At 64.5% G+C, this 26,017-nt stretch carries 30 protein-coding genes and 1 pseudogene; 19 read left to right on the forward strand and 12 right to left on the reverse strand.

The genetic code is table 11. The features are described from left to right. Window positions 1-173 precede the first annotated feature (173 nt). Together ACH49N_RS13310 and ACH49N_RS13315 are read left to right on the forward strand one after the other, a co-directional pair. Window positions 174-431, forward strand: coding sequence for a hypothetical protein (locus ACH49N_RS13310; protein WP_358272867.1), 258 nt, complete (start codon window positions 174-176; stop codon window positions 429-431). Then, window positions 428-2,473, forward strand: coding sequence for a hypothetical protein (locus tag ACH49N_RS13315; protein ID WP_358272869.1), 2,046 nt, complete (start codon window positions 428-430; stop codon window positions 2,471-2,473). Before ACH49N_RS13310 ends, ACH49N_RS13315 begins: the two co-directional genes overlap by 4 nt. Here the strand turns inward: ACH49N_RS13315 and ACH49N_RS13320 are convergent. After that, on the reverse strand, window positions 2,424-3,791 hold the full coding sequence (locus tag ACH49N_RS13320) for a hypothetical protein (RefSeq protein ID WP_358272871.1): 1,368 nt from the start codon (window positions 3,789-3,791) through the stop codon (window positions 2,424-2,426). The genes ACH49N_RS13315 and ACH49N_RS13320 overlap by 50 nt on opposite strands. Before the next feature lie 357 nt (window positions 3,792-4,148). On the opposite strand from ACH49N_RS13320, the gene ACH49N_RS13325 reads away from it, so the two are divergent. Beyond that, window positions 4,149-5,084: a tyrosine-type recombinase/integrase gene (locus ACH49N_RS13325; protein ID WP_358272873.1), complete on the forward strand. Its 936-nt coding sequence runs from the start codon at window positions 4,149-4,151 to the stop codon at window positions 5,082-5,084. 63 nt (window positions 5,085-5,147) lie between these two features. Here ACH49N_RS13325 and ACH49N_RS13330 read toward each other — a convergent pair whose 3' ends face one another. The 4 genes from ACH49N_RS13330 to ACH49N_RS13345 form a co-directional block, all read right to left on the reverse strand. Further along, window positions 5,148-5,306 carry a hypothetical protein gene (locus tag ACH49N_RS13330; protein ID WP_358272875.1) on the reverse strand — a complete coding sequence of 53 codons (159 nt, stop codon included), beginning with the start codon at window positions 5,304-5,306 and terminating at the stop codon, window positions 5,148-5,150. Between the two features lie 106 nt (window positions 5,307-5,412). Beyond that, window positions 5,413-6,111 carry a DUF2637 domain-containing protein gene (locus ACH49N_RS13335; RefSeq protein WP_358272877.1) on the reverse strand — a complete coding sequence of 233 codons (699 nt, stop codon included), beginning with the start codon at window positions 6,109-6,111 and terminating at the stop codon, window positions 5,413-5,415. Next, on the reverse strand, window positions 6,108-6,314 hold the full coding sequence (locus ACH49N_RS13340) for a hypothetical protein (RefSeq protein WP_358272878.1): 207 nt from the start codon (window positions 6,312-6,314) through the stop codon (window positions 6,108-6,110). Before ACH49N_RS13340 ends, ACH49N_RS13335 begins: the two co-directional genes overlap by 4 nt. A 29-nt stretch (window positions 6,315-6,343) precedes the next feature. Continuing rightward, window positions 6,344-7,135 carry a replication protein gene (locus ACH49N_RS13345; RefSeq protein WP_358272880.1) on the reverse strand — a complete coding sequence of 264 codons (792 nt, stop codon included), beginning with the start codon at window positions 7,133-7,135 and terminating at the stop codon, window positions 6,344-6,346. Window positions 7,136-7,336: 201 nt separating this feature from the next. On the opposite strand from ACH49N_RS13345, the gene ACH49N_RS13350 reads away from it, so the two are divergent. Next, window positions 7,337-7,513: a helix-turn-helix transcriptional regulator gene (locus ACH49N_RS13350; protein WP_358272990.1), complete on the forward strand. Its 177-nt coding sequence runs from the start codon at window positions 7,337-7,339 to the stop codon at window positions 7,511-7,513. Between the two features lie 24 nt (window positions 7,514-7,537). Here ACH49N_RS13350 and ACH49N_RS13355 read toward each other — a convergent pair whose 3' ends face one another. From ACH49N_RS13355 to dapD, 4 genes and pseudogenes are all read right to left on the reverse strand, one after another. Next, a complete protein-coding gene (locus ACH49N_RS13355; protein ID WP_358272882.1) occupies window positions 7,538-7,741 on the reverse strand; it encodes a helix-turn-helix domain-containing protein in 204 nt (67 codons plus the stop codon). A gap of 122 nt (window positions 7,742-7,863) precedes the next feature. Further along, complete coding sequence (locus ACH49N_RS13360; RefSeq protein ID WP_358272884.1) at window positions 7,864-8,205, reverse strand: hypothetical protein; 342 nt, start codon at window positions 8,203-8,205, stop codon at window positions 7,864-7,866. 41 nt (window positions 8,206-8,246) lie between these two features. Then, window positions 8,247-8,543 (reverse strand): annotated as a pseudogene (locus tag ACH49N_RS13365) (amino acid permease); the annotation flags it as partial. 31 nt (window positions 8,544-8,574) lie between these two features. Then, complete coding sequence (gene dapD / locus ACH49N_RS13370) at window positions 8,575-9,528, reverse strand: 2,3,4,5-tetrahydropyridine-2,6-dicarboxylate N-succinyltransferase (RefSeq protein WP_159925410.1); 954 nt, start codon at window positions 9,526-9,528, stop codon at window positions 8,575-8,577. Window positions 9,529-9,695: 167 nt separating this feature from the next. On the opposite strand from dapD, the gene dapE reads away from it, so the two are divergent. The 10 genes from dapE (at window position 9,696) to ACH49N_RS13420 (ending at window position 18,182) form a co-directional block, all read left to right on the forward strand. Continuing rightward, window positions 9,696-10,769, forward strand: coding sequence for a succinyl-diaminopimelate desuccinylase (gene dapE / locus ACH49N_RS13375; protein WP_358272885.1), 1,074 nt, complete (start codon window positions 9,696-9,698; stop codon window positions 10,767-10,769). A 42-nt stretch (window positions 10,770-10,811) separates the two neighbouring features. After that, window positions 10,812-11,612 carry a TIGR00730 family Rossman fold protein gene (locus ACH49N_RS13380; RefSeq protein WP_159925414.1) on the forward strand — a complete coding sequence of 267 codons (801 nt, stop codon included), beginning with the start codon at window positions 10,812-10,814 and terminating at the stop codon, window positions 11,610-11,612. Next, window positions 11,612-12,169 (forward strand): TIGR00730 family Rossman fold protein, encoded by a 558-nt coding sequence (locus ACH49N_RS13385; RefSeq protein ID WP_109335251.1) that lies wholly within the window; start codon window positions 11,612-11,614, stop codon window positions 12,167-12,169. Before ACH49N_RS13380 ends, ACH49N_RS13385 begins: the two co-directional genes overlap by 1 nt. A gap of 84 nt (window positions 12,170-12,253) precedes the next feature. Then, the gene (locus tag ACH49N_RS13390) at window positions 12,254-14,029 is read left to right on the forward strand and encodes a long-chain-acyl-CoA synthetase (protein ID WP_358272888.1); all 1,776 of its coding nucleotides are present in this window, start codon (window positions 12,254-12,256) and stop codon (window positions 14,027-14,029) included. A 96-nt stretch (window positions 14,030-14,125) separates the two neighbouring features. Further along, window positions 14,126-15,025, forward strand: a complete 900-nt coding sequence (gene folP, locus ACH49N_RS13395; protein WP_109335250.1) for a dihydropteroate synthase — start codon at window positions 14,126-14,128, stop codon at window positions 15,023-15,025. After that, window positions 15,022-15,978 (forward strand): glucosyl-3-phosphoglycerate synthase, encoded by a 957-nt coding sequence (locus ACH49N_RS13400; protein ID WP_109331878.1) that lies wholly within the window; start codon window positions 15,022-15,024, stop codon window positions 15,976-15,978. The genes folP and ACH49N_RS13400 overlap by 4 nt, the downstream gene beginning before the upstream one ends. 50 nt (window positions 15,979-16,028) lie before the next feature. Further along, a complete protein-coding gene (locus ACH49N_RS13405) occupies window positions 16,029-16,340 on the forward strand; it encodes a DivIVA domain-containing protein (protein WP_109331868.1) in 312 nt (103 codons plus the stop codon). After that, window positions 16,337-16,912: a DNA-3-methyladenine glycosylase I gene (locus ACH49N_RS13410; RefSeq protein WP_159925416.1), complete on the forward strand. Its 576-nt coding sequence runs from the start codon at window positions 16,337-16,339 to the stop codon at window positions 16,910-16,912. The genes ACH49N_RS13405 and ACH49N_RS13410 overlap by 4 nt, the downstream gene beginning before the upstream one ends. Window positions 16,913-17,064: 152 nt before the next feature. Then, window positions 17,065-17,232: a DUF3117 domain-containing protein gene (locus tag ACH49N_RS13415; protein ID WP_003936084.1), complete on the forward strand. Its 168-nt coding sequence runs from the start codon at window positions 17,065-17,067 to the stop codon at window positions 17,230-17,232. Window positions 17,233-17,324: 92 nt separating this feature from the next. Continuing rightward, complete coding sequence (locus ACH49N_RS13420; protein ID WP_159927518.1) at window positions 17,325-18,182, forward strand: putative RNA methyltransferase; 858 nt, start codon at window positions 17,325-17,327, stop codon at window positions 18,180-18,182. A gap of 23 nt (window positions 18,183-18,205) precedes the next feature. Here the strand turns inward: ACH49N_RS13420 and glgA are convergent, their stop codons facing one another. Further along, window positions 18,206-19,375 carry a glycogen synthase gene (gene glgA, locus ACH49N_RS13425; protein WP_159925417.1) on the reverse strand — a complete coding sequence of 390 codons (1,170 nt, stop codon included), beginning with the start codon at window positions 19,373-19,375 and terminating at the stop codon, window positions 18,206-18,208. A gap of 122 nt (window positions 19,376-19,497) precedes the next feature. On the opposite strand from glgA, the gene glgC reads away from it, so the two are divergent. After that, the gene (glgC, locus tag ACH49N_RS13430) at window positions 19,498-20,712 is read left to right on the forward strand and encodes a glucose-1-phosphate adenylyltransferase (RefSeq protein ID WP_109331864.1); all 1,215 of its coding nucleotides are present in this window, start codon (window positions 19,498-19,500) and stop codon (window positions 20,710-20,712) included. 1 nt (window position 20,713) lies between these two features. On the opposite strand, the gene ACH49N_RS13435 is transcribed toward glgC, so the two are convergent. After that, on the reverse strand, window positions 20,714-21,352 hold the full coding sequence (locus tag ACH49N_RS13435; RefSeq protein WP_159925418.1) for an O-methyltransferase: 639 nt from the start codon (window positions 21,350-21,352) through the stop codon (window positions 20,714-20,716). Window positions 21,353-21,652: 300 nt separating this feature from the next. Between ACH49N_RS13435 and sigE the strand changes: the two genes are divergently transcribed. The 4 genes from sigE (at window position 21,653) to tatB (ending at window position 24,805) form a co-directional block, all read left to right on the forward strand. Beyond that, on the forward strand, window positions 21,653-22,318 hold the full coding sequence (gene sigE / locus ACH49N_RS13440; RefSeq protein WP_397504572.1) for an RNA polymerase sigma factor SigE: 666 nt from the start codon (window positions 21,653-21,655) through the stop codon (window positions 22,316-22,318). A 16-nt stretch (window positions 22,319-22,334) separates the two neighbouring features. After that, a complete protein-coding gene (locus ACH49N_RS13445) occupies window positions 22,335-22,679 on the forward strand; it encodes an RNA polymerase subunit sigma-70 (RefSeq protein ID WP_109331858.1) in 345 nt (114 codons plus the stop codon). 112 nt (window positions 22,680-22,791) lie between these two features. Beyond that, window positions 22,792-24,312, forward strand: coding sequence for a S1C family serine protease (locus ACH49N_RS13450; RefSeq protein WP_159925419.1), 1,521 nt, complete (start codon window positions 22,792-22,794; stop codon window positions 24,310-24,312). A 67-nt stretch (window positions 24,313-24,379) separates the two neighbouring features. Continuing rightward, complete coding sequence (gene tatB, locus ACH49N_RS13455; RefSeq protein ID WP_159925420.1) at window positions 24,380-24,805, forward strand: Sec-independent protein translocase protein TatB; 426 nt, start codon at window positions 24,380-24,382, stop codon at window positions 24,803-24,805. 67 nt (window positions 24,806-24,872) lie between these two features. Here tatB and ACH49N_RS13460 read toward each other — a convergent pair whose 3' ends face one another. Continuing rightward, complete coding sequence (locus ACH49N_RS13460; RefSeq protein WP_208961115.1) at window positions 24,873-26,009, reverse strand: Mrp/NBP35 family ATP-binding protein; 1,137 nt, start codon at window positions 26,007-26,009, stop codon at window positions 24,873-24,875. Window positions 26,010-26,017: the final 8 nt, after the last annotated feature.

Below are 26,017 nucleotides of genomic sequence, written 5' to 3' on the forward strand. Positions count from 1 at the left end.
CCACAGACGGTCTCGCGGTTGCCGGTGGCGGTGGTGGTGCTGGATCAGCATGGGCGGTCAGTGGCGCTAACGGTGGCGCTGGCGGTTGGCCCGGTGGCGGTGGCGGGTCGGGTGTCAACTCTGGCGGTGCGGGCGCATCCGGTGCCGTATTTGTGACAGTGAAGGGATAGCGGATGTATGCAACCTTGATCGCGGCCGATGTGGCTGGGATGCCTCCCGGAACGAATCTGTACGAACTGGATGAGCCCTTAGAGGGATTCCAATACGTGAACGTGTGTGCGTGCGAGCCCTTCAACCAGTCTTTCGTGATCGGCTGTGACGCTACCGGTTTTGTTGAGGCACCGACCATGGAAGGCATCTGGCACTCCGGATCATTCATTCCCCATGCTGACGCGCTTGCCGCTGTCGGATACCAGGAGGCGACCGCATGACGGTCATAACAGGAACTATTAAGAACGCGGCCGGCGAGTTGTCGAATGGCATGCTCACGGTCAAAGCGAACAAAATTTACGGGTACGACGGTGCCCTGATCGACGGCAACGAACGTGACTTCGATGTTGTGGACGGGGTGTTCACAACCACAGATATTGCGCCTGGCCCGGTGAAGCTGATTGCCGATTGTGGGAACTGGCGGAAGACGTTTGAGAAGGTGCTGCCAGATCAGGAGTCAATCGACTTCTGGGAGTTGGTTGAGTCCACGCTCATCTATGAGCCGCCGGTTGTTTCCACGGTCGTGCAGGCTAAAGAGGATGCTCAGCAGGCGGTAGTTGACGCGCAGAATATTTTGGATCAGGTTGAGGCTGGCGCTGTTCCTGACGATGTTGTGAGTCGGGCGAAGCTTGCTCCTGAGGTGCGCACTGAGCTTGATGGGTATATCACCCAGGCTGAGGCAACCGCAGTTGGTAATGCCACTTATGCCCCGCTGGACTCGCCCGCTTTCACGGGAACTCCCACCGGTATCACGAAGGCGCATGTCGGACTCGGCAACGTGACCAACACGTCTGACGCGGACAAGCCTGTGTCGACAGCGCAGCAGAACGCACTGAACGCGAAGCTCAGCATCGCAACAGCGGCCACCTCATATCAGGCCGCCTACGCTGTCGATCCCGCCTTTGGGACTGGGCTAGTCGATGCCAAGGCGCACATTCAAGCGAAGCTTGATGCCTGCAAGAATGCGGGCGGCGGCATCGTATTCCTTCCGCCAGGCACATTCCTGTTGAACGGTTCGACGGGACTGATTATCGGGTCAAACACGAAGCTGATCGGTTCCGGCAGGACCTCGGTACTGAAGCCGGTCTATTCCAGCCCCACCAACTATGTGATCCGCAGCGATTACTCGGTCCTGACCACACATATTGTGTTGCGCGATTTCGCCATCGACCGCAGTGGGGCGAACGTTCAGCACGGAATCCTGTTCCGCAACTGTGATGGCATCCTGGTCGACGGGCTGCATTGTTTCGGCACACCTTCCACGGTGGGCGGGTTCATCAACATCGGCGGCTTCAGCGCCGCGCCGACAGTCCCACCAGCGTCGGAGCAGTGCCGGAACGTCCGCGTGGTGAACTGCCACATGAAGGGAACCGACAACTTCGGCATCCAGTTCGGTGGTGTGGTCAACGGTGCCATCGCGAACAACATCGCGGAGGACTGCTATCGGGAAGTGGTTGGTATTGAGCCTGGGCTCGGGCTTGTTTCCGAGAACATTTCCGTCACGGGCAACAACTTCGGAACCGGCACAACGCTGGTAAGCGGCAGCACTCCCACGGGTGTGATCGTGGTGACTGAATCCAGCGGCGGCACCATCCGCAACGTCGCCGTGTCCGGTAACACGGTTTACGGGGAAGCTGCAATCGCCTCCGACCAGAACCCCGGCATCGTGGTCATCGGCAGCCAGAACGTTTCCGTCACAGGCAATACCTGCCGGAAACTCAACGGCCCAGGCATCTCGGTCGGACATGTCACCTACCAGTCGTCCTACGTCACCGTTGTTGGAAACACCGTCAAGGACTGCAACCAGGGCGGGAATACCACACCCAACGCCTGCGGCATCCGCTCCCGCAACGCCATCAAATGCTTGTTCTCCGGGAACTTCGTCTCGGGTGCGGCGCACAACGTGGCGTTGGAGGAAACCGGCAGCTCTGGGTCGAACAACGTGGTCGGTAACTACTTCCTCGACAACGTGAACCAGACTGGAACGTTCGGCGGTAACACCACGTGGTCGGGAAATAAGGTCGCAGCCTCTGGATCGGTCGATGTGTATACGAGCATGTCCTTCATCGACGGCCGCAATATTGGCATCGGTGGCGGCACTGGGTCTCAGATCGGGACATCCGGGTCCAAGATGGGTTTCTTCGGTGCTACACCTGTAGCCCGGTCGTCGGTGACAGGCTCGCGTGGCGGTAATGCGGCGCTTGCCGATCTGCTCACGAAACTCGCTGCATTGGGGCTGATCGTGGACTCAACGTCGGCATAGGCTCCTCGGATTGCGGTGCGGTCGAGAAAGCCAGGCCCACCGCAATCCACAGCAGGACCGCCACGCTGGGCCACGCCAGGACATCGAACACAAAGAACTGCGCGACGAATAGGGCGAGCAGAATCCGGGTCAACCTGCTACTCCGAGAGAGAGCTGCGACGAGGATTCCGCACATGAGCACGAATCCGATCAGCCCGAACTGAATCAGGATCAGTACGAATTGGTTGTCGACCGCGAGGAAACGGTTGCTGAATAGCAGCCCCGCCTGCAACAACCGTGGCGTGGATGCGGTGCCATCTCCTATGAACATGGTCAGGGTGTCCCGGCCGAACGCGAACTCGGGAAGGGCGGTAATAGACCCAATCCGGTGAGTCCACGATCCTGTCGTAACCACGTAACTCAGCTGCGGGTACAGCAGGATTGCAGCGATGACCGCAAGCGGAACACCGTAGATCACCAGCCGAGCCCACAGGCCGCGTAACGCCCGTTTCCCCGCGAGGGCAATGAACAGCAGCGCCAAGAGAATGACGGCGTTCCGGCTACCGGACGCGGCGATTCCTGCCGTGCAGAGGGCAGTCACACCCCACTTCATCCACGCCTTGCCGACGAACACGTCAGACCCGAGCGTGATAGCCACTGCGACGAGCAGGACGGACGCCAAGATCAGCGGGTGCGCGAACGTCCCCTGTGCCCGCAGTAGGCCGGGGATGAGTTCCGATCGCATGGCAACCGACTCGCCGTCGGGCAGAACCTTGCCGCCTCGCCACAATGGCTCCATGACGGTTTGCAGTTCAAATAGTGCGAGCGCAGCTTCGGCAGCTGCCAGGAACACGACGCAGGCATACACGGGTCGGATGGCATCCATGCGGACAGTTGCTGCCCCGAAGATCAGCCCGGTTGCGGCGATGATCCCGAACATGCCGAGCGTCGACCACTGATACGGATCATCGACGCGGAGGTTCGCAAGAGTGCCGGTCGCCAGGATTCCTCCGAGCGCAGCAAGTAGTCGGCCACTGACGCGGGCCTTCGATCGAGCCAACGCGAGCGCCGCGAGAGCCACGATCGACGCGAGTACGGGGATGCGCAGGAAGGTGTGCTCGCCTGACACCCGCATGATCGGCACCGCAAACAGGATCGCGAGAGCGAGTCCCGTGCTCACGATGACCGCTTTTCTGGCGGGCAGTGAGATGAGCCAAGCCGCCCCGCCCAGCGCAAGGATCGCGGCCAGCAGTATCCACCCGGAGAGGACCACGGCCACCCCGAGTATGGCTGCGACCACCCCGGCGGCGAGATACCACACCGCATCATTGCTGTGCACCCTCGGCGGCTTAAGCGTCTGACTACCCACGGAGTCCCCTCAGAATCTCAGCCCCCATAACCGGGGGGTTCAAGTAATATAGACCGACCGGTACCTACTCGCCGGTTACGTTGGTCGCGTGAATGACACAACCCCGCCCAGAATTGCTCACTATGTTCCGTTCGACAGTGCCCCAGCTTGTGAGAATCCCTCACCGGCTGGGGCACTTTTTTGCGTTCAAGACTGCGACACATAACTCCTAGCGTCCTCAATCGAACATGTGTACGATCGCAAGTCGGCCCTGAGAAACAGGAGCGGCCCCGCCCGGTGCGTCAACACCGAGACGGAGCCTTGCCACCACACCACGTCGATGGAGTGATGACCTTGCACGACGCTACCCGTCTGCCTTCTTCTGCCTCAACCTCGGTTACCGGCTTCAGGTTCAGCCCGTTCGAACTGATCGTTGCCGGGTTCCTTGCTCGCTACAAGGGTGGCACCTTTGACTCATATCAGCTTGACCTTCGCCTGTACACGAACTGGTGCAACACTGTGGGGCTGGATCCGCTGTCCGCTGAGCGTCCGCATCTGGAACTGTTCGCACGGCATCTTGAGATTGAACGTGGGAACGCACCTTCCACGGTTCATCGTCGCTTGTCGTGCCTGCGGATGTTCTACCGGATGGCTCATGTTGATGGGCATGTTAACCGGAATCCCGCCGAGTACGTGAAGATGCCGAAGGTCTACCACGACGAAGCCCGTATCACTGGCCTGTCTCGTACTGAGATGTCGTCACTTGTTGCGACGGCTCGTGCGTCGTCTGCTTCGGATGGCGCGTTGATCACGATGCTTGCGCTGCTGGGGTTGCGTGTCAGTGAGGCGTGCAACGTGGACATTGAGAGCTTCCAGGACTTCGAGCGTGACCATCGGGTGTTGCGGATGGTGGGCAAGGGTGGGAAGCCGGCAACGATCCCACTTCCGGTTCCTGTTGCAAGGGCAATGGACCGTGCAGCGGCTGGCAGGAGCGCTGGCGCGTTGGTGTTGCGTTCGGATGGTTCGCGGATGACTAGGCGTTCGGCGGATCGTGTGGTGAAGCGTCTTGCAAGGAAGTGCGGCATCGCGAAGGTGGTGTCTCCGCATGTGCTTCGCCACGGGTACGTGACGGCATCGTTGGACGCTGGTATCCCGTTGCGGGATGTGCAGATCATGGCCCGCCATTCGGATCCACGCATGACTCAGCGGTACGACCGTGCGCGGGGAAACCTTGATCGGCATGGCAACTACGTGCTGGCGTCCTTCTTGGGCGGTGCCGCGTAGTGCAATTTTCGAATGCGCCCCATCCTCATTGCGAGGGTGGGGCGTTTTTCTGTGTTCAGGCCTCTACCTGACGGGCCAGGAGCCGAACCAACTCGGCAGCGACATCACATACACGTCAGCGGCAAGCAGTGCGCCGATGAGTACTGCCACGAGTGCCACCGCAGCGGCAAGGATAGTTGCGAAGCCGCGGGCGAACGAGACGTGATTCAAGTAGTCGACCATTGCCAATTCATATCAGACCCGTGCTACATGTGATGGGCGGTTGCAGTGGGCTTCCCTCCCAGCTGCAACCGCCACACGCATGATATCAAACCTTCGAACGTGTGTTCTACAGGTTCATTGCGACTTGGGCGGGTTCCTCTTCTGCAATCCCAGCCTCTGCCAGCCAGCGGCGCACACTCGTATCTGATGCGCCAACCATCCGTGCAATCTCGCGCTTCTTGTAGTTGCGGGTCAGTCCGAGTGCGACTGCTTCGGCGCGCTTCTCCTGATTACTCTTCCGCTTCGTCGCAATGTTGGTGGCACTTCCGGTTGCAACTTTGATCAGGGAGACGGCTGCCATGTTGTTGGGTGCCATGTCGGGTTGCGGCGCAACTTCCGGATCCGCAACCTCGGGTGCAACTTCCTCGGGTGCAATCTCCGCCGGTTGAGCCTCCCGGTGCAACTTAACCGCCAAGTGCGGTGCGACCAGCAAACACAGTGGCGGCACCACCGATACGGCTGCAGCTGCAACTGGTGGCAGTGGGCCAGCGGGAAGCATTGCGTTCGCAACCGCTGCAACGATCGACACCGACGTACTCGCGGCAAGTAGCGTCCAGGCGTACCAGCGGGAGTTGAGGAGTCGCATCACCCCACGGGTTGCAACTATCGCCAATCCGTCAACGATGAGCGGCCAGGCGTGCGCCATGATCTCCCCGTAGCCGGCGCGCAACGCAAGGTCGGTCAGCTTGGAGTAGGAGAGCGCGAACGCGAGGACCGCAATCCCGTAGGTGGCATAGGAGTCGATGTTGCGGGACAGGTTCTTCACTGGGTGGCACCCTTCTGTGCGTTGCGCTGCGCGTCGGTGTCCTTGATGTACTGCTCAAACTCGTACTGGTCTGCGTACGTGTAGACGTTGTTCTCAATGAGTTCGGTTATGAGCCCGTCGACCGCCTTGTATTCCGGCGAGAACAGTTCGAACTGGCGGAGGTAGGCAAGTGAGGCGTAGAGGTGATTCGGATGTTCAGACATGTGGTCACTCCGATCTGGGGAGGGGAAGTTCAGGCGGCTTTGGTGAGACGGCACGGGCATTTCACGGCCTGCCCCAACTCGTTGTCCGGGAGCCAACCTTCATCGCAGGAGCCGCACAGGGGTGCAGCCTTCGGGCGGGGGAGGGGGAGTGCACGCCAGGTTTCAATCCAGCCCTGCGCGTACCTGGTGGGGTTGATGGGCCGGTGCGCTGTCACAGCCGAATGAACGAGCGCAGAGACGCCGTGGAGGTCCAGCAGTTCCGTGATGGACGCTGCAGTCTCAGGTTTGAGTGCATCCCAACGGGCGGTCAGCCCCGCGTGGCGGCACGCCACCGCGAGGGCATCCAGTTCGGGGAACCTTTTCACCACCGACTGATTGGGTGAAGGTGACTTGCCTGCCTTAGGTGAGCGGTGGTGGTTTGTTTCAGTCCTTTGTGACTCAGTACTTATAAGAGAGCCGGGCTGACCGGGGTTCGGGGTTCCGGAAGTCGGTTTGCCAGGCTCCGGTTCAGGAGAGCAATCAACTGGGACTTCGTACACGGTGGACTCATTCGACCAACGCCCAGTGGTGGGATCCTGTTTGCGTTCACGGACGAGGTAGCCGACCACTTCGAGCTCGCGCAGTGCGGTGCGTATGGCGTCGCGGCCCTCGGTGGGGGATCTGCGGGCAAGGTCTTCGGCACGGGTACGCCAGTCCGCCGGCTTAGAGAGGATGTCTGCGAGGACACCTCGTGCACGGTAGGACAGGCGCTCATCGGTGATGACTGCGTTGCGGAGGATGGTGAAGTTGTCGGCTACGCGGGGACCACGGCGGATGCTCATGCGGTCACCTGCGAGCAGGTATGCTTATGCACAGTTCGACTCCCAATTAGTCGGACCCTGACCCGTCGTGAGGTGCGAACTCGCGGCGGGTCTTTACGTTTCGTGTCTCATATTGACATGAGACTTGTGGTGTTGTCTAGTTGAGACATGATTTCTCAAGATGACACGGGGATTGTTCCCCGGTTTGATCAGGCGGACCGGATGCGTAAGGCGCTTCGGGTCAGTGGTCTGACTGTTGGGGAGATGTCCGTGTTTCTGGGTGTGACTCGCGAAACTGTGGGCCGTTGGATCAATGGGCGCACAGAACCGTCTACGCAGACTCTGATGGTGTGGGCGTCAAAGACGGGCGTCTCGTACCGCTGGCTGGTTTCAGGGTGACCTTGCACCGTTATGGGTGTTGGGTTATTGGTCGTGCAGGTCGGTCCTCGCCCCTGCACCTGGTCGTGTCAGCAACCACTCATCAATGGTTTCGCGGAGCCAACCGAAGCTGCGGCCTATTCGCGCATCTGGCGGTGGAAGGTATCCGCGCCTGTCGTATCCCTTGATGGTGTTGAGTGAAATCCCCAGGTATTCGGCTACCTCTCCGCGGCTGAGGTAGTGACGCACACTGCCCCGTCGATGTTGAGATTGCGTTCAACCATGGGAACGATAATGCCACCCCGAACAGCAGAAGACTCGGTGACCCACCCTGAAGCGGACCACCGAGTCTGTTTGGTTTGCTGAGGAAACTAGTTGTGAACGATAGTTGCAGGTGCCACGCCGGAACTGATGGGCAGGGACTCGAAGACACTGAACATCATTGGGGTCACACCATCTGCTTGATACACCTGGTTGCCCTCTGAATCGAGCACGGGCTTGTAGCCAATGACCTTGAGGACAGTTCCGGGAGGGGTTGCTGTGACGAGACCTGTTTGAGTGTTGGAAGCGGCGGTGTCGTTGCTTGTTCCTTCGTAGGAGGAGCTTCCCTCGCTGGCATCGTTTGAAGTGGTGATCTCAGAGGCGTGGGCCGTGCCGGCGAACATGAGGAGTGCGGCTACAGGGGTAACGATTGTGGCGATGACCTTGTACATTGCGGCTCGATTCTGTGAGTAGTGGACAACTGCCACTTACTCAAGCCGAACCAGTAGAGCCAGCCCATCACGAACCCGGCCCACTCGCCGATGCCGATTCGGGCGTAGTGCGAGAAGGACCCGCTGGTCGGGATCGCTGCTCCCATCTCGCCGAGCATGCGCATCACGAAGACCACGATCAGGCCGGCGAGAAGGTAGGACACGAGCACGGCGGGACCGGCCGTGGCGATTCCGACACCGGTACCGAGGAACAGTCCGGCACCGATGGCCGAGCCGAGACCCATCATCGTGAGATGGCGGACCTTCAGGCCGCGGCCCAGGGTGTCCGAGTCGGTCATGGTGTCGGGTGTTCGCGTGCCGCTCACAGAGTCAGTCGTTTGCGTGCAGTGCGGCGTTCAGTTCGACACCGGTGCCCTTCCACGGCACGACCTCGACGGCACCCGACACCGAGTTGCGGCGGAACAGCAGGTTCGACTTGCCGTTCAGTTCCTTTGCCTTGACGACGGTGCCGTCGGGGCCGGTGACCTTGGTGCCTGCGGTGACGTAGAGACCGGCTTCGAGCACGCAGTCGTCGCCCAGCGAGATACCGAGACCGGCGTTGGCACCGAGCAGACACCGCTTGCCGACCGAGATGGTTTCCTTGCCGCCACCGGACAGGGTGCCCATGATGGAAGCGCCGCCGCCCACATCGGATCCGTCGTCCACGACGACACCGGCGGAGATGCGGCCTTCGACCATCGAGTTACCGAGTGTGCCCGCGTTGAAGTTGACGAATCCCTCGTGCATGACGGTGGTGCCGCTGGCGAGGTGTGCGCCGAGGCGTACCCGATCGGCGTCGGCGATGCGGACACCGGAGGGCACCACGTAGTCGACCATGCGCGGGAACTTGTCGACACCGAAGACGGTGACGACGCCGCGGATCCGCAGACGGGAACGCACCTTCTCGAATCCTTCGACGGCACACGGACCGAAGTTGGTCCACACCACGTTGGACAGCAACCCGAACAGGCCGTCGAGGTTCACACCGTGGGGTGCGACCAGGCGATGCGAGAGAAGATGGAGGCGGAGGTAGGCGTCGTGGGCGTCCGCGGGCGGCGCCGAGAGGTCGGTGATCGTGGTGCGGACCACGATCTGGTCCACCTCACGCGCCTCGTCGGGTCCGGCGAGGAGTGCCAGATCGGACGGGATGTCGCCACCCTCGACCCGGACGGTGCCCGCTTCCTCGAAGGTGCCCAGCTCGGGCGCCGGGAACCAGGTGTCGAGAACCGTGCCGCCGACCGTCACGTTGGCGATGCCTACTGCTGATGCTCCCTGTGTGCTCACGGCACTAGAGGTTACTGGGTGGTCAGGGGGGTGCCCCTCCGCGGTCGTGGCAACGGGTCGTCCCCGGGAAACCCTGCAGGTCTGCGCCGGCTACGGCAGCGTGCTCGACAACGCGTCCTGGCTAGCGGCAAGGCACGCCGTGTGTGGCCGCGGCTTAGGGTGGACGGGTGAGCACACTGGACCTGCATGCCGATCCCATCGACCTCACCGCCGCGCTGGTGGATATCCCGAGTGTCTCGCACGACGAGTCGGTGATCGCCGCGGCCGTCGAGTCCGCCCTGCGCACCCAGACGAACGGATTCGAGATCGTCCGCAACGGAAACGCCGTGCTTGCCCGGACCAACCGGGGGCTCCCGAGTCGGGTGATGCTCGCCGGACACCTGGACACGGTGCCGATCGCGGACAACGTGCCGTCGCGGCGGGAGGGTGACCTGCTGCACGGGTGCGGCACCGTCGACATGAAGTCGGGTGACGCGGTGTTCCTGCATCTGGCGGCCACCATCGAGAACCCGGTGCACGACCTCACGCTGGTGTTCTACGACTGCGAGGAGATTGCCGCCGTCCACAACGGGCTCGGACGGATCGAACGTGAGATGCCCGAATGGCTGCAGGCGGACGTGGCGATCCTGGGAGAGCCGACGGCCGGACAGATCGAGGCCGGGTGCCAGGGAACGTTGCGTGTCACCCTCACGACCCGCGGGACGAGGGCACACTCGGCGCGGTCATGGCTCGGTGACAATGCCATCCACCGATTCGCACCCGTCCTGCAGCGCCTCGCCGACTACACCGCGCGATCGGTCGACATCGACGGCTGTGTGTACCGCGAAGGCCTGTCCGCGGTGCGGGTCGCGGGCGGAGTAGCCGGGAACGTGGTCCCCGATGCCGCAGAGGTGGATGTGAACTTCCGCTTCGCGCCCGACCGCAGTGCCGAGCAGGCGGTCGAGCACGTCCGGGAGGTTTTCGACGGGCTCGAACTCGGTTTCGAGGTCACCGACCTCTCGCCGGGCGCCCTACCCGGGCTGAGCGATCCTGCGGCGGCCGCCCTCATCGAGGCCGCGGGCGGCCGGTTCCGGGCGAAGTACGGGTGGACGGACGTATCCCGGTTCTCGGCCCTCGGTATCCCGGCCGTCAACTACGGTCCGGGCGACCCGAATCTTGCGCACAAGCGGGACGAGCACGTGCCCGTGCAGCAGATTACCGACGTCTCGACCGTCCTGCGGGCGTACTTGACGGCGTCCTGACTGCCCGATCGGAGGCTCGGGCGACCCGTTAGCCTGGGGCGCATGGCACCCGAGAAGAACAATCACGGTCGCAAGTCGTCGTCCGTGAAGCACCGCGGCCCGATCCAGTTGAGGCGCGCCCGCAAGGACGAGGCCACGACCACCGACGAGCGGTTGCTGGACGAGCGGGGATCGACCGACTGGGTGCACACCGACCCGTGGCGGGTGCTGCGGATCCAGAGCGAATTCGTCGAAGGTTTCGGTGCCCTTGCCGAGGTGCCCCGGGCGGTCACGGTGTTCGGCTCCGCCCGGACGTCGGTCGACCATGCGGAGTACGAGGCGGGCCGGGCGCTGGGTGCGGGCTTGGCGGAGGCAGGGTTCGCCGTCATCACCGGCGGGGGCCCCGGTGTGATGGAAGCGGCCAATCGGGGCGCCAGCGAATCCGGGGGCTACTCCATCGGCCTGGGCATCGAACTGCCCTTCGAGCAGGGACTCAACGAGTGGGTCGACCTCGGGATCAATTTTCGGTACTTCTTCGCGCGTAAGACGATGTTCGTGAAGTACTCCCAGGCCTTCATCTGCCTGCCCGGAGGGTTCGGGACTCTCGACGAACTCTTCGAGGCGCTGACATTGGTCCAGACGCGGAAGGTCACCCGCTTCCCGATCGTGTTGTTCGGCACCGAGTACTGGTCGGGGCTCGTCGACTGGCTTCGGAACACGCTCGAGCGGACCGGCAAAATCTCCGAAGGGGACGTGAATTTGCTGCACGTGACCGACAGTGTCGAGGAGGCCGTGCAGATCGTCGTCAAGGCGCAACAGGGCGTCGACGACGGCGCACTGGCCGGCACGGAGGACCAGTGGTGATGCCGAAAGGTGTTGTAGCCGAGCCATTGTCGGTGTGCGTCTACTGTGCCTCCGGGCCGGTCGGCGAACACTTCCTCGAACTCGCCCGCCAGATCGGAACCCACATCGGCGCCCGCGGCTGGCAACTGGTCTCGGGTGGCGGAAATGTGTCGATGATGGGCGCGGTGGCCGAAGCGGCGAGGGCTGCGGGCGCCAACACGGTGGGTGTCATCCCCAAAGCGTTGGTGCACCGGGAGGTCGCCGATGTCGACGCCGACGAACTCGTCGTGACCGACACCATGCGGCAGCGCAAACAGGTGATGGAAGACAGAGCGGACGCCTTCATCACGCTGCCGGGCGGAATCGGCACGCTCGAGGAACTCTTCGAAACGTGGACAGCGGGCTACCTCGGCATGCACGACAAACCCGTGGTCCTGCTCGACCCGGTCGGGCACTACACCGGGCTGCTGGAATGGCTCGACAGCCTGCGCGGCGGCGGATTCGTGGCCCAACGTGCCCTCGACCGACTGCTCGTCCGGACCGACGTCGAGGCTGCGCTCGACGCCTGCGTGGTCTGAGATCCGCATCCCCCGGCGTCGTGGCGCTGGTTGTTACCGTGCAGTAAGGTGACCTGATTCATATTGCAGGCCTGAGGGGATGTCATGCGTTCTGAAGCACGTTCGACGATCAGTGTGGTCGACCTTGCCTGGCGGCTGCCGGCGATGATCCCGGAACTGCCGATCATGGCCAAGGGTGTCCGGGGCCTGATGCGCACCCCGGACGCGAAGGAATCGATCGGTCTCGTCTTCCAACGGGTGGCAGCGGCACACCCGGATCGCACCTTCCTGAAATTCGAGGGTGAATCGATCAGCTACGCGTCCGCCAATGCGCGCGTCAACCGTTACGCACACGCCCTCGCGGACCTCGGCGTCGCGCGCGGAGACGTCGTCGGGATCCTCGGCAAGAACCTGCCCGAGACGCTGCTGATCGCACTGGCGGTGGTGAAACTCGGTGCCACCGCCGGCATGCTCAACCACAACCAGCGCGGTGAGGTGCTCGCCCACAGCATCGCGCTGTTGAACAGCCGGTTGCTGGTGGTGTCCGAGGCCTGCGGTGAGGCCATGGACTCCCTCGACGAACCACCCGCGGTGTCCTCGGTCCTGTATTACGACGACCTCGATCAGCTCGCGGAATCGGCCGAACAGGACGACCCGGATGTGTGCGAGGAGATCCAGGCGAAGGAAAAGGCCTTCTATATCTTCACCTCGGGCACGACGGGCCTTCCCAAGGCCAGCTTGATGAGCCACTTCCGCTGGCTCAAGAGCATGTCCGGCCTCGGCAACATGGGTGTGCGTCTGCGTAGCAGCGACACGCTCTACTGCTGCCTGCCGCTCTATCACAACAATGCGCTCACGGTCTCCCTCTCCTCGGTGCTGGGGTCGGGCGCTACCCTTGCCCTGGGCAAACAGTTCTCCGTGTCGAACTTCTGGGCAGACGTCGAACTGAACGGTGCCACGGCGTTCACCTACATCGGTGAACTGTGCCGGTATCTGCTCAACCAGCCGGCCGATCCGCGGGATCGGCACAACTCCATCCGGCTGATGGTGGGCAACGGCCTTCGCCCCGAAATCTGGTCGGAATTCACCCAGCGGTTCGGCATCACGCGGGTGGCCGAGTTCTACGGGGCCAGCGAATGCAACATCGCTTTCGTCAACGCCCTCAACCTCGACAAGACCGCGGGAATCTGTCCCCTTCCCCACGCGGTGGTCGAGTACGACGAGGACAGCGGATCGCCGAAACGCCACTCCGACGGCCGGCTGCGGAAGGTGCGCACCGGTGAGGTCGGGCTGCTGCTGTCGAAGGTCACCGACAGGGCGCCGTTCGACGGGTACACCGACGAAAAGGCGACCGACAAGAAATTGATTCGCGACGGCTTCGACGACGGCGACTGCTGGTTCGACACCGGCGACCTGGTGCGCCGCCAGGGGTGGTCGCACGTCGCATTCGTCGACCGGCTCGGTGACACCTTCCGCTGGAAGGGCGAGAACGTGGCGACCACCGAGGTCGAGGGGGCGATCCTCGCGCACCCCGCGGTCGAGCATGCCGTCGTCTACGGGGTCGAGATCCCGGGGACGGACGGGCGCGCGGGTATGGCGGCCGTGACGTTGTGTGACGGCGAGAAGTTCGACGGCCGGGAGGTGGCGTCCCTCCTCTTCGAGCGGCTGCCGTCGTACGCCGTGCCCTTGTTCGTCCGTGTCGTCGACTCCCTCGAACAGACGTCGACGTTCAAGAGCCGCAAGGTGGAACTGCGCAAGGAAGGGTACGACGTGGAGGACGCGGCCCGGCTCTTCGTTCTCGCCGGACGCAGCAAGGGATACTGCCCGTCCTACGAGGGTTACGTCGACGAAGTCGCGAAGGGCGCGCTCCCCAAGGGGTGACGATGCGCCTCCGCCGCCCGTGAGTACTTGTTAACAGCCCACTGTTGAGAAGTGCTCACGGGTGGTTCGATTCCGCTGCGTGCCAATATGGGTGACATGGCCGACGAAGACACACCACCCGCCCCGGACTGCCCGTCGTCCACGCTCTGCGGGCGACCGGTCGCCACCGACCGCGCGCTGGTGATGGCCATCGTCAACCGGACCCCCGATTCGTTCTACGACCGCGGGTCCACCTTCACCGACTCGGCGGCGATGGCGGCGGTCGAGCGCGCCGTGGACGAGGGCGCGGACCTCGTCGACATCGGGGGTGTGAAGGCAGGGCCGGGTGACGTCGTCGATGCCGCCGAGGAGACGCGGCGGGTGGTGCCGTTCGTCGCCGCCATCCGCGAACGCTTCCCGGAGCTGCTCGTCAGTGTCGACACCTGGCGCAGCGAGGTGGCGCGACTGGCCCGCGCCGAGGGGGCCGACCTCATCAACGACACCTGGGCGGGCGCGGATCCGGCGCTCGTGGAGGTGGCCGCGGAGACCGGAGCCGGCATCGTCTGCTCGCACACGGGGGGAGCGGTACCGAGGACCCGGCCGTTCCGGGTTCGCTATGCGGACATCGTGGCCGACGTCCTGCGGGAGGTGGTCACTGCCGCCGAGAGAGCCGCTCGACTGGGCGTCCCCACCGACTCCATCCTCATCGATCCGACCCACGATTTCGGGAAGAACACTTATCACGGGCTCGAGTTGTTGCGGCGAGTGGAAGATCTTGTAAATACGGGGTGGCCAGTGCTCATGGCGCTCAGTAACAAGGACTTCGTCGGGGAGACTCTAGGGGTAGATCTCGCCGAGCGGTTGGAGGGAACATTGGCAGCGACAGCGATGGCCGCAGCGGGAGGCGCACGCGTCTTCCGCGTTCACGAAGTTGCCCCCACTCGACGAGTGGTGGACATGGTGGCCGCGATTCAGGGTAGGCGCGCACCCGCCCGCACGGTGCGGGGGCTGGCATGAGCGCGGTCGGGGCGGGCGTGCCCCGCTCGATGCTGGCGGTCGACACCCCTCGCACCTGGGCGGAGGCGAACAGCTGGGATCAGCCGTCGTGGAGTATCGCCGAACTCGAACGAGCCAAGGCGGGCAGGACCGTGTCGGTGGTCCTGCCTGCGCTCAACGAGGAAGAGACCGTCGCGGCCGTGGTCGACACGATCCACCCCTTGCTGGGCGGGCTGGTCGACGAGCTGATCGTGCTCGACTCCGGGTCGACGGATCTGACGGTCGAACGCGCCCGGTCGGCCGGCGCCACCGTGATCAGCCGCGAAGAGGCTGTGCCCGCGTACCCGCCGGTGGCGGGCAAGGGTGAGGTGTTGTGGCGGTCCGTCGCCGCCAGCACCGGCGACCTCATCGCCTTCGTCGATTCCGATCTGATCAACCCGGACCCCGCCTTCGTGCCGAAATTACTGGGACCGCTGCTGACCGTCGACGGCATCCATCTCGTGAAGGGCTACTACCGTCGTCCGTTGCGGCTCAGCGGGACGGAGGATGCCAACGGAGGGGGTCGTGTCACCGAACTGGTGGCGCGTCCGTTGCTGGCGGCTCTGCGGCCGGAATTGACGAGTGTGCTGCAACCGCTCGGTGGTGAATACGCGGGCACCCGCGAACTGCTGTCGGCGGTGCCTTTCGCGCCGGGGTACGGCGTCGAGATCGGGCTGCTGCTCGACACCTACGACCGCCTCGGCCTCGGTGCCATCGGCCAGGTCAATCTGGGGGTGCGTAAGCACCGCAACCGCCCGCTGTCCGAACTCGGTGTGATGAGCAGGCAGATCATCGGCACGATGATGCGAAGGTGTGGAGTGGAGGATTCGGGGGCCGGTCTCACCCAGTTCCTCGTCGACGGCGATTCGTTCGTCCCGACGACGACGGAAGTGGCTCTGACGGATCGTCCTCCGATGAACACCGTGTGCCCCTGACGGGAACCCGGCCTGTGGCTGCTGTCGGAGGTCCGTGACAGGATCGAAGCATGGTGACAGCCCTGCTCTATCTGCTCGTCATGGCCTTCGTCGGTGCGATGTTGTTCCTCGCCGCCAGTGCGGTGTTCGGCCGTTCCGAGGAACTGGAGCCGCTGCCTCCGGGCACCACCCTGACGGTCTTGCCGGCACGGGGCGTAACCGGGGCGGACGTGGAGGCCTTGCGTTTTCAGCAGACGTTGCGGGGATACAAAGCGAGCGAGGTGGACTGGGCGCTGGCGCGGCTGGCTCGCGAAATCGATTCGCTGCGTGAACAATTGGCGGAGGCTGAGTCGGCGCGCGACCGTCCGGCGGAGTCGTCGTGACCGAGCCCGATGATCGAGTGCGGTGTACGTGGGCGGTCGACACGAATGGCTCCCGGCTGTACCGGGATTACCACGACGAGGAATGGGGCCGGCCGCTGCACGGGCGAAACGAGTTGTACGAGCGGCTGTGCCTCGAAGCGTTCCAGTCGGGACTGTCATGGATCACGATCCTGCGTAAACGTGACGCATTCCGTGCTGCGTTCTCCGGGTTCGACCCGGAGGTGGTCGCGAGGTTCACGGAACGGGATGTCGAACGCCTTCTGGCGGACGCGTCGATCGTGCGCAACCGTGCCAAGATCGAGGCCTCGGTGAGCAATGCGCGGGCGATTCTGGAGCTGCAGGACACCGACCTCGACACCCTGCTCTGGTCGTTCGCCCCGCCGCCGCGCCCGAGCCGGCCGGCCACCGTGAACGACGTTCCGGCCGTCACCGCCGAGTCCACCGCAATGGCCAAGGAACTCAAGCGCCGCGGATTCAAGTTTGTGGGCCCTACCACGGCGTATGCGCTGATGCAGGCTACCGGGATGGTCGACGACCATGTCGCCGGGTGCTGGGTTCCACCGGCCGCCTGAGCCGCCGGTGAACGCGCCTATTTGGAACTCAGGTTCCCGGTACTCGTGTCCATAGGGAAGAATGGTTGTCACGAGCCTCGCCGAGTGATTCGGCGAGGCACCACAAGTTGTCGAGGCGCACGCAGGCAGCGCAGATCTGGAGGGAGCAGAGGATGGCGGCCATGAAGCCCCGGACCGGGGACGGTCCCCTCGAAGCAACCAAAGAGGGACGAGGAATCGTCATGCGGGTTCCGCTCGAGGGTGGTGGACGTCTGGTCGTCGAGCTCACCCCGGAGGAAGCTGCTGCACTCGGTGAAGAGCTCAAGGGCGTCACCAGTTAGTCGGGTGCAGAGAGAACCTCATGGGTCAGGCCCCGTCGCCGTTGTCGGTGCGGGGCCTGTTCCCTGTCCGGAAGGAAACGAGGCGCGCGCTCGTGTTGTCTGATGTGGTGGACCTGCTTGCCTGTCCGCAATGCGGGGCCGGCCTCGAACTCGACGAAAATACGCTCCTGTGCGACGCGGGCCACAGCTTCGACGTGGCCCGCCAGGGTTACGTCAGCCTGATGACCGGCGCCGGCGGCAAGTTCGACGGTGACAGTCCCGACATGATTGCCGCACGGGCCGATTTTCTGGCGGGTGGGAGCTTCGACCCGTTGATGGACGCCGTCGCGGACGCGGTCAGAGTTACTGCGGACGCGGTCAGAGTTACTGACGATCCCGAGCCGGCGATTCTCGAGATCGGCGCAGGCACAGGTCACTACCTTGCCCGTGTCCTCGACGCGGTTCCGACGGCCCGAGGCATCGGGCTCGACGTCTCCAAATACGCGGCCCGCCGCATCGCCAAGGCGCATTCGCGTGCGGGGGCGGTGGTCGCCGACGTCTGGCACCACCTGCCGGTGCGCGACGGAGTCCTGAGCCACGTGTTGTGCGTGTTCGCGCCGCGAAATGCAGAGGAGGCGCATCGAGTGCTCGGCGACGGCGGCGCACTGGTGGTCCTCACCCCGACCGAGCGACACCTGGCCGAACTCGTCGACCTACTCGGCATGGTGCGTGTCGACGACCGTAAGGTCGAGCGGCTCGGTGCGGCCATGTCCGGGCGCTTCGACCGCACCGACGTCAGGGACGTCGAGTACCCGATGTCGCTGACGCACGACGACCTCACGCGCCTGGTCGGCATGGGGCCCTCGGCTCGCCATCTCACACCCGAGCGGCTCGCAACCTCGATCGCCGACCTGCCCCGCGAGTATCCGGTGACGGCGTCCGTGACGGTCTCCACGTACCGGCGCCGCTGACAAGGCCGTCCCCGGCAGTCGGTTCAACGCCGGGAGAGGGCGTCCTGGTACACGTCGAGGGTTTGCTGTGCGATGGCGGCCCAGGAGAATTCGGCGATGGCACGGGCTCGCCCCGCCTTACCCATCGCGGCGGCCGCGGCGGTATCGGAAGCGACCTCGTTGACCGTCTCTGCCAATGCATGTTCGAAACTGTCCGGCTCGTACGAGTTGTAGTGCACGAGACGACCGGTGACGCCGTCTTCCACAACCTCGGGGATGCCACCGACGTCGGATGCCACTACCGCCGTCTCGCAGGCCATCGCCTCGAGATTGACGATGCCTAGCGGCTCGTACACGGACGGGCATACGAATACTGTTGCCGCTGCGAGGATTTCTCGCACCTGCTCGGTCGGTAGCATTTCGCGTACCCAGAACACATTGCCCCGGTGAGCGGCGAGGGCGGCGACGGCCTGCTCGGTTTCCGCGGCGATCTCCGGTGTGTCCGGGGCGCCCGCGCAGAGCACCAACTGGATGTCCGGCGCGAAATGGTGTGCGGCCGCGATGAGGTGCCCGACACCTTTCTGCCTCGTGATGCGACCGACGAAGGCGACCATCGGCTTGTCGGGGTCGACGCCGATCGTGGTGAGCGCGGACCGTCCGGGACCGGAAGGCCCGGCATGCCACACCGAAGTGTCGATCCCGTTGCGTACCACGTGGACCCGGGCGGGATCGATCGACGCGTACGCGTCGAGCACGTCGAGTCGCATCCCGGCGCTGACGGCGATCACGGCGTCTGCGTGCTCGACGGCGTTGCGCTCGGACCAGGAGGACACACGGTAGCCACCACCGAGTTGCTCCGCCTTCCACGGCCTGCGGGGTTCGAGTGAGTGAGCGGTGAGGATGTGCGGGACGTCGTACAGTGCGGCCGCCAGATGTCCTGCCAGCCCGGTGTACCAAGTGTGCGAGTGCACGACGTCGGCGCCGGTTGCGGCGTCCGCCATGCGCAATTCGGCAGACAATGTCGCCAGTGCGGCGTTGGCTCCCGTCAGTGCCGGGTCGGGATTGTGCACGAAGGCGCCGACGCGCGGAGCACCCATACAATGCACGTCCACCTCGCACAGCTGCTTCAACTGAGCAACCAGCTCGGTGACGTGTACACCGGCACCGCCATAGATCTCCGGTGGATACTCCTTGGTCATCATCGCCACCCGCACGCGCCTAACGTAACCGTCCGGGCCTGTTCGGGCCAACCGATGTCGGACACATTCGGATATCGGACGAATGGTGACTCGGCGCTTCGCTGGCGGGGGGAGGGGCCGCCCGATAGGTTGACAGGGTGAGGAGCCAGCCACATGTGCTTGGAATCGTGCTCGCCGGCGGCGAGGGCAAACGTCTCTATCCGCTCACAGCGGACAGGGCGAAGCCGGCCGTACCGTTCGGCGGTGCCTACCGGCTGATCGATTTCGTGCTCAGCAATTTGGTCAATGCGGGATATCTCCGCCTGTGTGTACTGACGCAGTACAAGTCGCACTCGTTGGACCGCCACATCTCTCAGACGTGGCGGTTGTCGGGATTTGCCGGGGAGTACATCACTCCGGTGCCCGCGCAGCAACGTCTGGGTCCACGCTGGTACACGGGCAGCGCGGATGCGATTCTGCAGTCACTGAACCTCGTCTACGACGAGGATCCCGAGTACATCGTCGTGTTCGGTGCCGACCACGTGTACCGCATGGACCCCGAACAGATGGTGCAGCATCACATCGATTCCGGTGCCGGCGTGACGGTCGCCGGAATTCGTGTGCCGCGCAGCGAGGCCTTCGCGTTCGGGTGCATCGACAGCGACGAATCCGGCCGCATCGTGCAGTTCCTCGAAAAGCCCGCGCATCCGCCCGGCACACCGGACGACCCCAACATGACGTTCGCCTCGATGGGAAACTACGTCTTCACCACCAAGGTGCTCGTCGACGCCATCCGCGCCGACTCCGAGAACTCCGACTCCGACCACGACATGGGCGGCGACATCATCCCCGCGCTCGTGGAGGCCGGTGAGGCGTCGGTCTACGACTTCAAGGACAACGTCGTTCCCGGCGCCACCGACCGCGACCGTGGTTACTGGCGGGACGTCGGAACACTCGACGCCTTCTACGACGCACACATGGACCTGGTGTCGGTCCACCCCATCTTCAACCTCTACAACCGTCGATGGCCGATTCGCGGTGCGACGGAGAACCTGGCGCCCGCAAAATTCGTGAAGGGTGGGCTGGCCCAGGAGTCGGTGGTGGGCGCCGGGTGCATCCTCTCCGCAGCGACGGTCCGCAACTCCGTTCTCAGTTCGAACGTGATGATCGACGACGGCGCCACCGTCGAGGGCAGTGTGCTCATGCCCGGCGTGCGCATCGGCAAGGGCGCTGTGGTGCGCCGCGCCATCCTCGACAAGAACGTGGTGGTCGGAGACGGCGAGATCATCGGCGTCGACCTCGAACGGGACAAGCAGCGCTTCGCGGTGAGCAACGGCGGGGTCGTCGCCATCGGCAAGGGCGTGTGGATCTAGCTCACAGCTTGGACGCGCACAGCAGGCCGTCGCCGATCGGCAGGAACACCCGGATCAGCTGATCGTCCTCGGCCAGAGCCTTGGCTGCCTCACGCACAGCGACGGTGGCGGCATCACGCTGGCTCGGATCGACCACACGTCCCCCGTGGAGCGCGTTGTGCAGGACGATGGCGCCGCCGGGACGCAGGAGCCGGACGCCCTCACGCACGTAATGCGGGTGGTCGACGGGTGCACTGTCGACGAAGACGAGGTCGTACGCGCCGTCGGCGAGGCGGGGGAGCACATCGAGGGCGCGTCCGTTGATGAGCCGCGTGCGTGCGGGCGCGATGTCGTTGCTCCGGAAGGACAACTTGGCGGCGCGCTGGTGCTCCGGTTCACTGTCGATGGTGGTGAGAACGCCGTCTTCGCGCATGCCGCGGAGCAGCCACAGGCTGCTTACACCTGCGCCCGTGCCGACCTCGACTACTGTCTTGGCGTCGAGCATGCGGGCGAACAGAGCGAGAGCAGCACCGACCGCGGGCGGTACCGGTGCGGCACCGAGGTCGTCCGCCCGCTCCCTGGCCGCACCGAGGGCCTCGTCCTCACGGACGGCCCCTTCCGCGTGGGTGAGTATCCGTTCGGCGTTAGTCTGCACGCACATGAGGCTATCGGGGTCTCGTCATCGCCGCTGCGAGGCGCGCTCGATGCCACCCGATCGGCGTGTGCGGGTTGCCCGGTGAACAGCGAAATTCTCAGGAATACCTCAGCTTGCTCACACCACACACATATCGCGGTGGGAGAGAGTATGACCATCGCCAGATCCGAAGACCGCACGGCGGGCAGATTGCAACGAGGTGAAGTACAGGCGGGGGCCCGGGAACAATTCCGGACCGTCGGGAGTTGTCCCCTAATACCACGTGACGTGATCCGCGGTCCTGACCAGGAGGATCCACTTAACTCGATGAGTAACCACACAATGGCGCGAGACGGTGACAGAACCGAGCAGCCGGGTGTCGAGCCCGCGCTGGTCGGTGGTGACGCCGTCTCTGAACCCGAGCTGACGGGCACCGCTGTGTTCGACGCCACCGGCGAGAAGTCGGCCATGCCGTCCTGGGACGAACTCGTCCGGGAACACGGCGACCGTGTCTACCGTCTGGCCTACCGGTTGTCGGGCGACGCGCAAGACGCCGAAGACCTCACCCAGGACACGTTCATTCGCGTGTTCCGCTCCTTGTCCGACTATCAGCCCGGCACCTTCGAAGGCTGGTTGCACCGCATCACCACCAATCTCTTCCTCGACATGGTCCGCCGCCGCAACCGCATCCGCATGGAAGCGTTGCCCGAGGACTACGACCGGGTCCCGGCCGACGGGCCCAACCCCGAGGAGATCTACCACGACGCCCGGCTCGACGCCGATCTGCAGGCAGCGCTGGACTCGCTGGCACCGGAGTTTCGCGCCGCCGTCGTGCTCTGTGACATCGAAGGTCTGTCATACGAGGAGATCGGTGCCACACTGGGTGTGAAACTCGGAACCGTGCGCAGTCGCATCCACCGCGGCCGTCAGGCTCTGCGTGAGCATCTGGCTGTGAACGGAAAGGTTGACTCCGATCAGATCGGTGTCGGGTAGTTATCAGGAGGGACGAATGACGCAGGGGCGTGTACCTCGCCAATTTGGCTCGACGGAGCATTTGGCGAGTGAGGCGATCGCCGCCTTCGTCGACGGTGAACTCCGTATGTCCGCCTACCTGCGGGCGGCCCACCACCTGTCGATCTGCGCCGAGTGCGCGTTCGAGGTGGACGCACAGCAGCAGGCGCGGCGGGCTCTCCGTCGCAGTGCCGACGTGGCGATGCCGTCGGGCCTTCTCGGTCTGCTGAGCCAGATCCCCAGCTGCAATTCGGGCGAACCCGCCGACAAGGCCCCGTTTGCCGGACCCACTGCGGACTCGACGGTGAGTAGTCGGCTGTGGTCGCGGCGCTGGCGCCGTTGACCCTCTCGGTACCGGGGACGGCGGTGTCCGTGCGCCCGCAGTCATCGGTGATACTGGAGTCATCGGTGATACTGGGGCCCGGAACTGACTCTTACGAGGGAGACACGACAGCGTGACGGCGGATTACAAGACCCCGGCTACCGACGCTGCGGAATCCGATGCTCGCGCGTCGGGGGACGGGGCCCTGCGGCCCGCCGACGCTCCGAGACTCGACCCCCGACCGGTCTACCGGCCGCAGATCGACGCAGCGTCCAGTCGTGCATTCGGCCGCCCCAGTGGGGTCACCGGCTCCTTCGCTCCGTCCGGCGCTGAGCGTGAGAGCGAACCGGCCGTCAAGGTACGCACCCCCGACCCCGTCCTCGCGGAAGCTTTCGGCCGACCGCCCGGTGAGACGGAGACCATCCAGCGCGATCCCCACACCACACCGGAAGCAGCGCCCGACGAGGCACCCCCTGCCGACCCCTGGCGGAACCCCGAAGCGGGAGTCGAACTGGGATCGCCCGCCCTGCACGCCCGGGAACGTACGGAGCCCCCTGCCCCGGCCCTCACGGCCCGCGAAGTTCTCTTCGGTGGCAAGGTCGCACCCCGCGCACTCGCGGCACTGGGCGCACTCGCACTGGCGATCGGCCTGATCGGCGGGCTCCTCGCCGCGGTCATCACCGCCGACCGCAGCTCCCTCACCAGCCAGCGGGTCACGCTCGCGCAGAACGGTAGAGACGAAGACCTCGGACAGTCGCAGGTGGCTCAGGTCGCCGACGCCGTGCTCCCCGCCGTCGTGTCGATCCAGGTGGCGGTCGGTGATCAGGGAAGCACCGGTTCGGGAGTCGTCATCGACGGTGCCGGCTACATCGTCACCAACAACCACGTCATCTCCGCCGCGGCCACCGCGCCGGACGGCGGCAAGATTCAGGTGATCTTCGCGGACGGCACCAAAACCGAGGCACAGATCGTCGGGCGCGACATCAAGATGGACCTCGCCGTGCTCAAGGTGGCGGCCGACAACCTCACCGTGGCGGAGCTGGGCCGGTCCGAGGACGTGCAGGTAGGCGAGGACGTCGTGGCCGTCGGTTCGCCGCTCGGCCTCAGCAAGACCGTCACACGCGGAATCGTCAGCGCCCTGCACAGGCCGATGCGGCTGTCGGGCGAGGGCTCCGACACCAACGCCGTCATCGACGCGGTTCAAACGGACGCCGCGATCAACCACGGCAACTCGGGCGGCGCGCTCGTCGACGACACCGGACGCGTCATCGGCATCAACACCGCCATGCTCAGTGAGTCCGGCGGCTCGGTGGGCCTCGGCTTCGCAATCCCGATCGACGACGTCACGACGGTGGCGCAAACCCTCATTCGCGACGGGGAGATGCACCACCCCGAAATCGGGGTCAATGCGCGCACCGTGGTCAACGACAACACCAGCGGCGCAGAGGTGGCCAACGTGCAGTCGGACAGTCCTGCGGCGCAGGCCGGCATCGTGGAGAGGGACGTGATCGTGAAGGTGGGGGATCGGACGGTGACCAGCGCAGACGAACTCGTGGTCGCGGTCAATCTCCAGAAGATCGGCCAGCCGGTGAGGGTTCAGCTGATCCGTGAGGGGCGGCTCGTCGACGTCGACGTGACCCCGGCCTCGGATTGACTCCCGATTCGTTGTGAGTTCCCCTTCCGCCTGGGCGTCGGCCCGTACCGCACAGTAGGCTGACCACGTGTTCGGCAACATTGGTTGGGGCGAGTTCATGGTCCTCCTCGTCGCAGCTCTGGTCATTCTGGGACCCGAGCGGCTTCCGGGAGCGGTCAGTTGGGTCACGCGATCCTTGCGGCAGGTCCGCGAGTACGCGAGCGGCGCGAGCCAGCAACTGAAGGATGAACTCGGACCGGAGTTCGATGATCTCCGCAAGCCGCTGGCCGACCTCAATCAACTTCGCGGTATGACCCCCCGCGCCGTGATCACCAAACATCTGCTCGACGGCGACGATTCGATTCTCACCGGCAACTTCGACAAGCCGAATACGGTGTCGTTCGACAAGCCGGGAACGAAGGCGGTCAGCGCCGATCCGTCGACGCCCGCCCCGCCGCAGAACACGCCGCTCGCTGCAGGCGAGCGTCCCCCCATCGACACCGACGCAACCTAGGCCCTCCGGGCTCGTGCGCCTTTCTGGTTGTACCTGCTACCAGAAAGGCGCACAGGCGCGAAGCGCCTCAGAGATGGCGGGTGGTGTCGATCCCCAGCGACATTCCCGCGAGCCCACGCTTGCGCACCGCCAGCTTGTCGGCAACCTCGCGGAGTGCGATTGCCGCCGGCGAATCGGGATGACCGAGCACGATGGGCACGCCGCCGTCGCCGCCCTCACGCACCGCCTGCTCGAGGGGGATCTGCCCCAGCAACGGCACCGAGGCGCCCACGGCCCTCGTCAGCCGGTCTGCAACGGCCTGACCGCCACCCGAACCGAACACGTCCATCCGGGTGCCGTCGGGCAGGTCCATCCACGACATGTTCTCCACCACACCGACGATGCGCTGACGGGTCTGCAAGGCGATGGCCCCCGCCCGCTCCGCCACCTCGGCCGCCGCCTGTTGCGGTGTCGTGACCACGAGGATCTCTGCCCCCGGAATGAGCTGGGCCACGGAAATGGCGACGTCACCGGTTCCGGGCGGAAGGTCGAGGAGCAGGACATCGAGGTCGCCCCAAAAGACGTCGGCGAGGAACTGCTGCAGCGCGCGGTGCAGCATCGGGCCACGCCACACCACCGGAGTGTTGCCCTGAGTGAACTGGGCGATCGAGATCATCTTCACGTCGTGCGCGACGGGCGGCATGATCATCCGCTCCACCTGGGTGGGTTTGGCGTCGGTGCCGAGCATGCGGGGGACGGAGTGACCGTAGATATCGGCGTCGAGGACACCGACGGACAGACCTCGCGCGGCCAGCGATGCGGCCAGGTTGACGGTCACACTCGATTTGCCGACGCCACCCTTACCGGAGGCGACCGCATACACGCGGGTGAGTGAACCCGGCTGTGCGAAGGGAATGACCGGCTCGGCGGAGTCGCCGCGCAACGACTTACGTAGTTCGGTGCGCTGCTCGTCGCTCATCACGTCGAGTTCGACGCGGATCGCGCCCACACCCGGCACATCGGCCACGGCTTTGGTGACGCGGTCGCTGATCTCGGTCCGCATCGGGCAGCCGGCAGTGGTGAGGTAGATGGCGATATCGACGCTGTCGTCGTCGGCGATGTCGACGCTCTTGACCATCCCGAGTTCGGTGATCGGTTTCCGGATCTCGGGATCTTGGACGCGCGCCAAGGCGCTACGAACAGCGGACTCGCTCAGGACTGACATAACTCAAT

It is taken from the genome of Rhodococcus sp. NPDC019647 (assembly GCF_044389235.1).
Taxonomy (GTDB): domain Bacteria; phylum Actinomycetota; class Actinomycetes; order Mycobacteriales; family Mycobacteriaceae; genus Rhodococcus_F; species Rhodococcus_F oxybenzonivorans.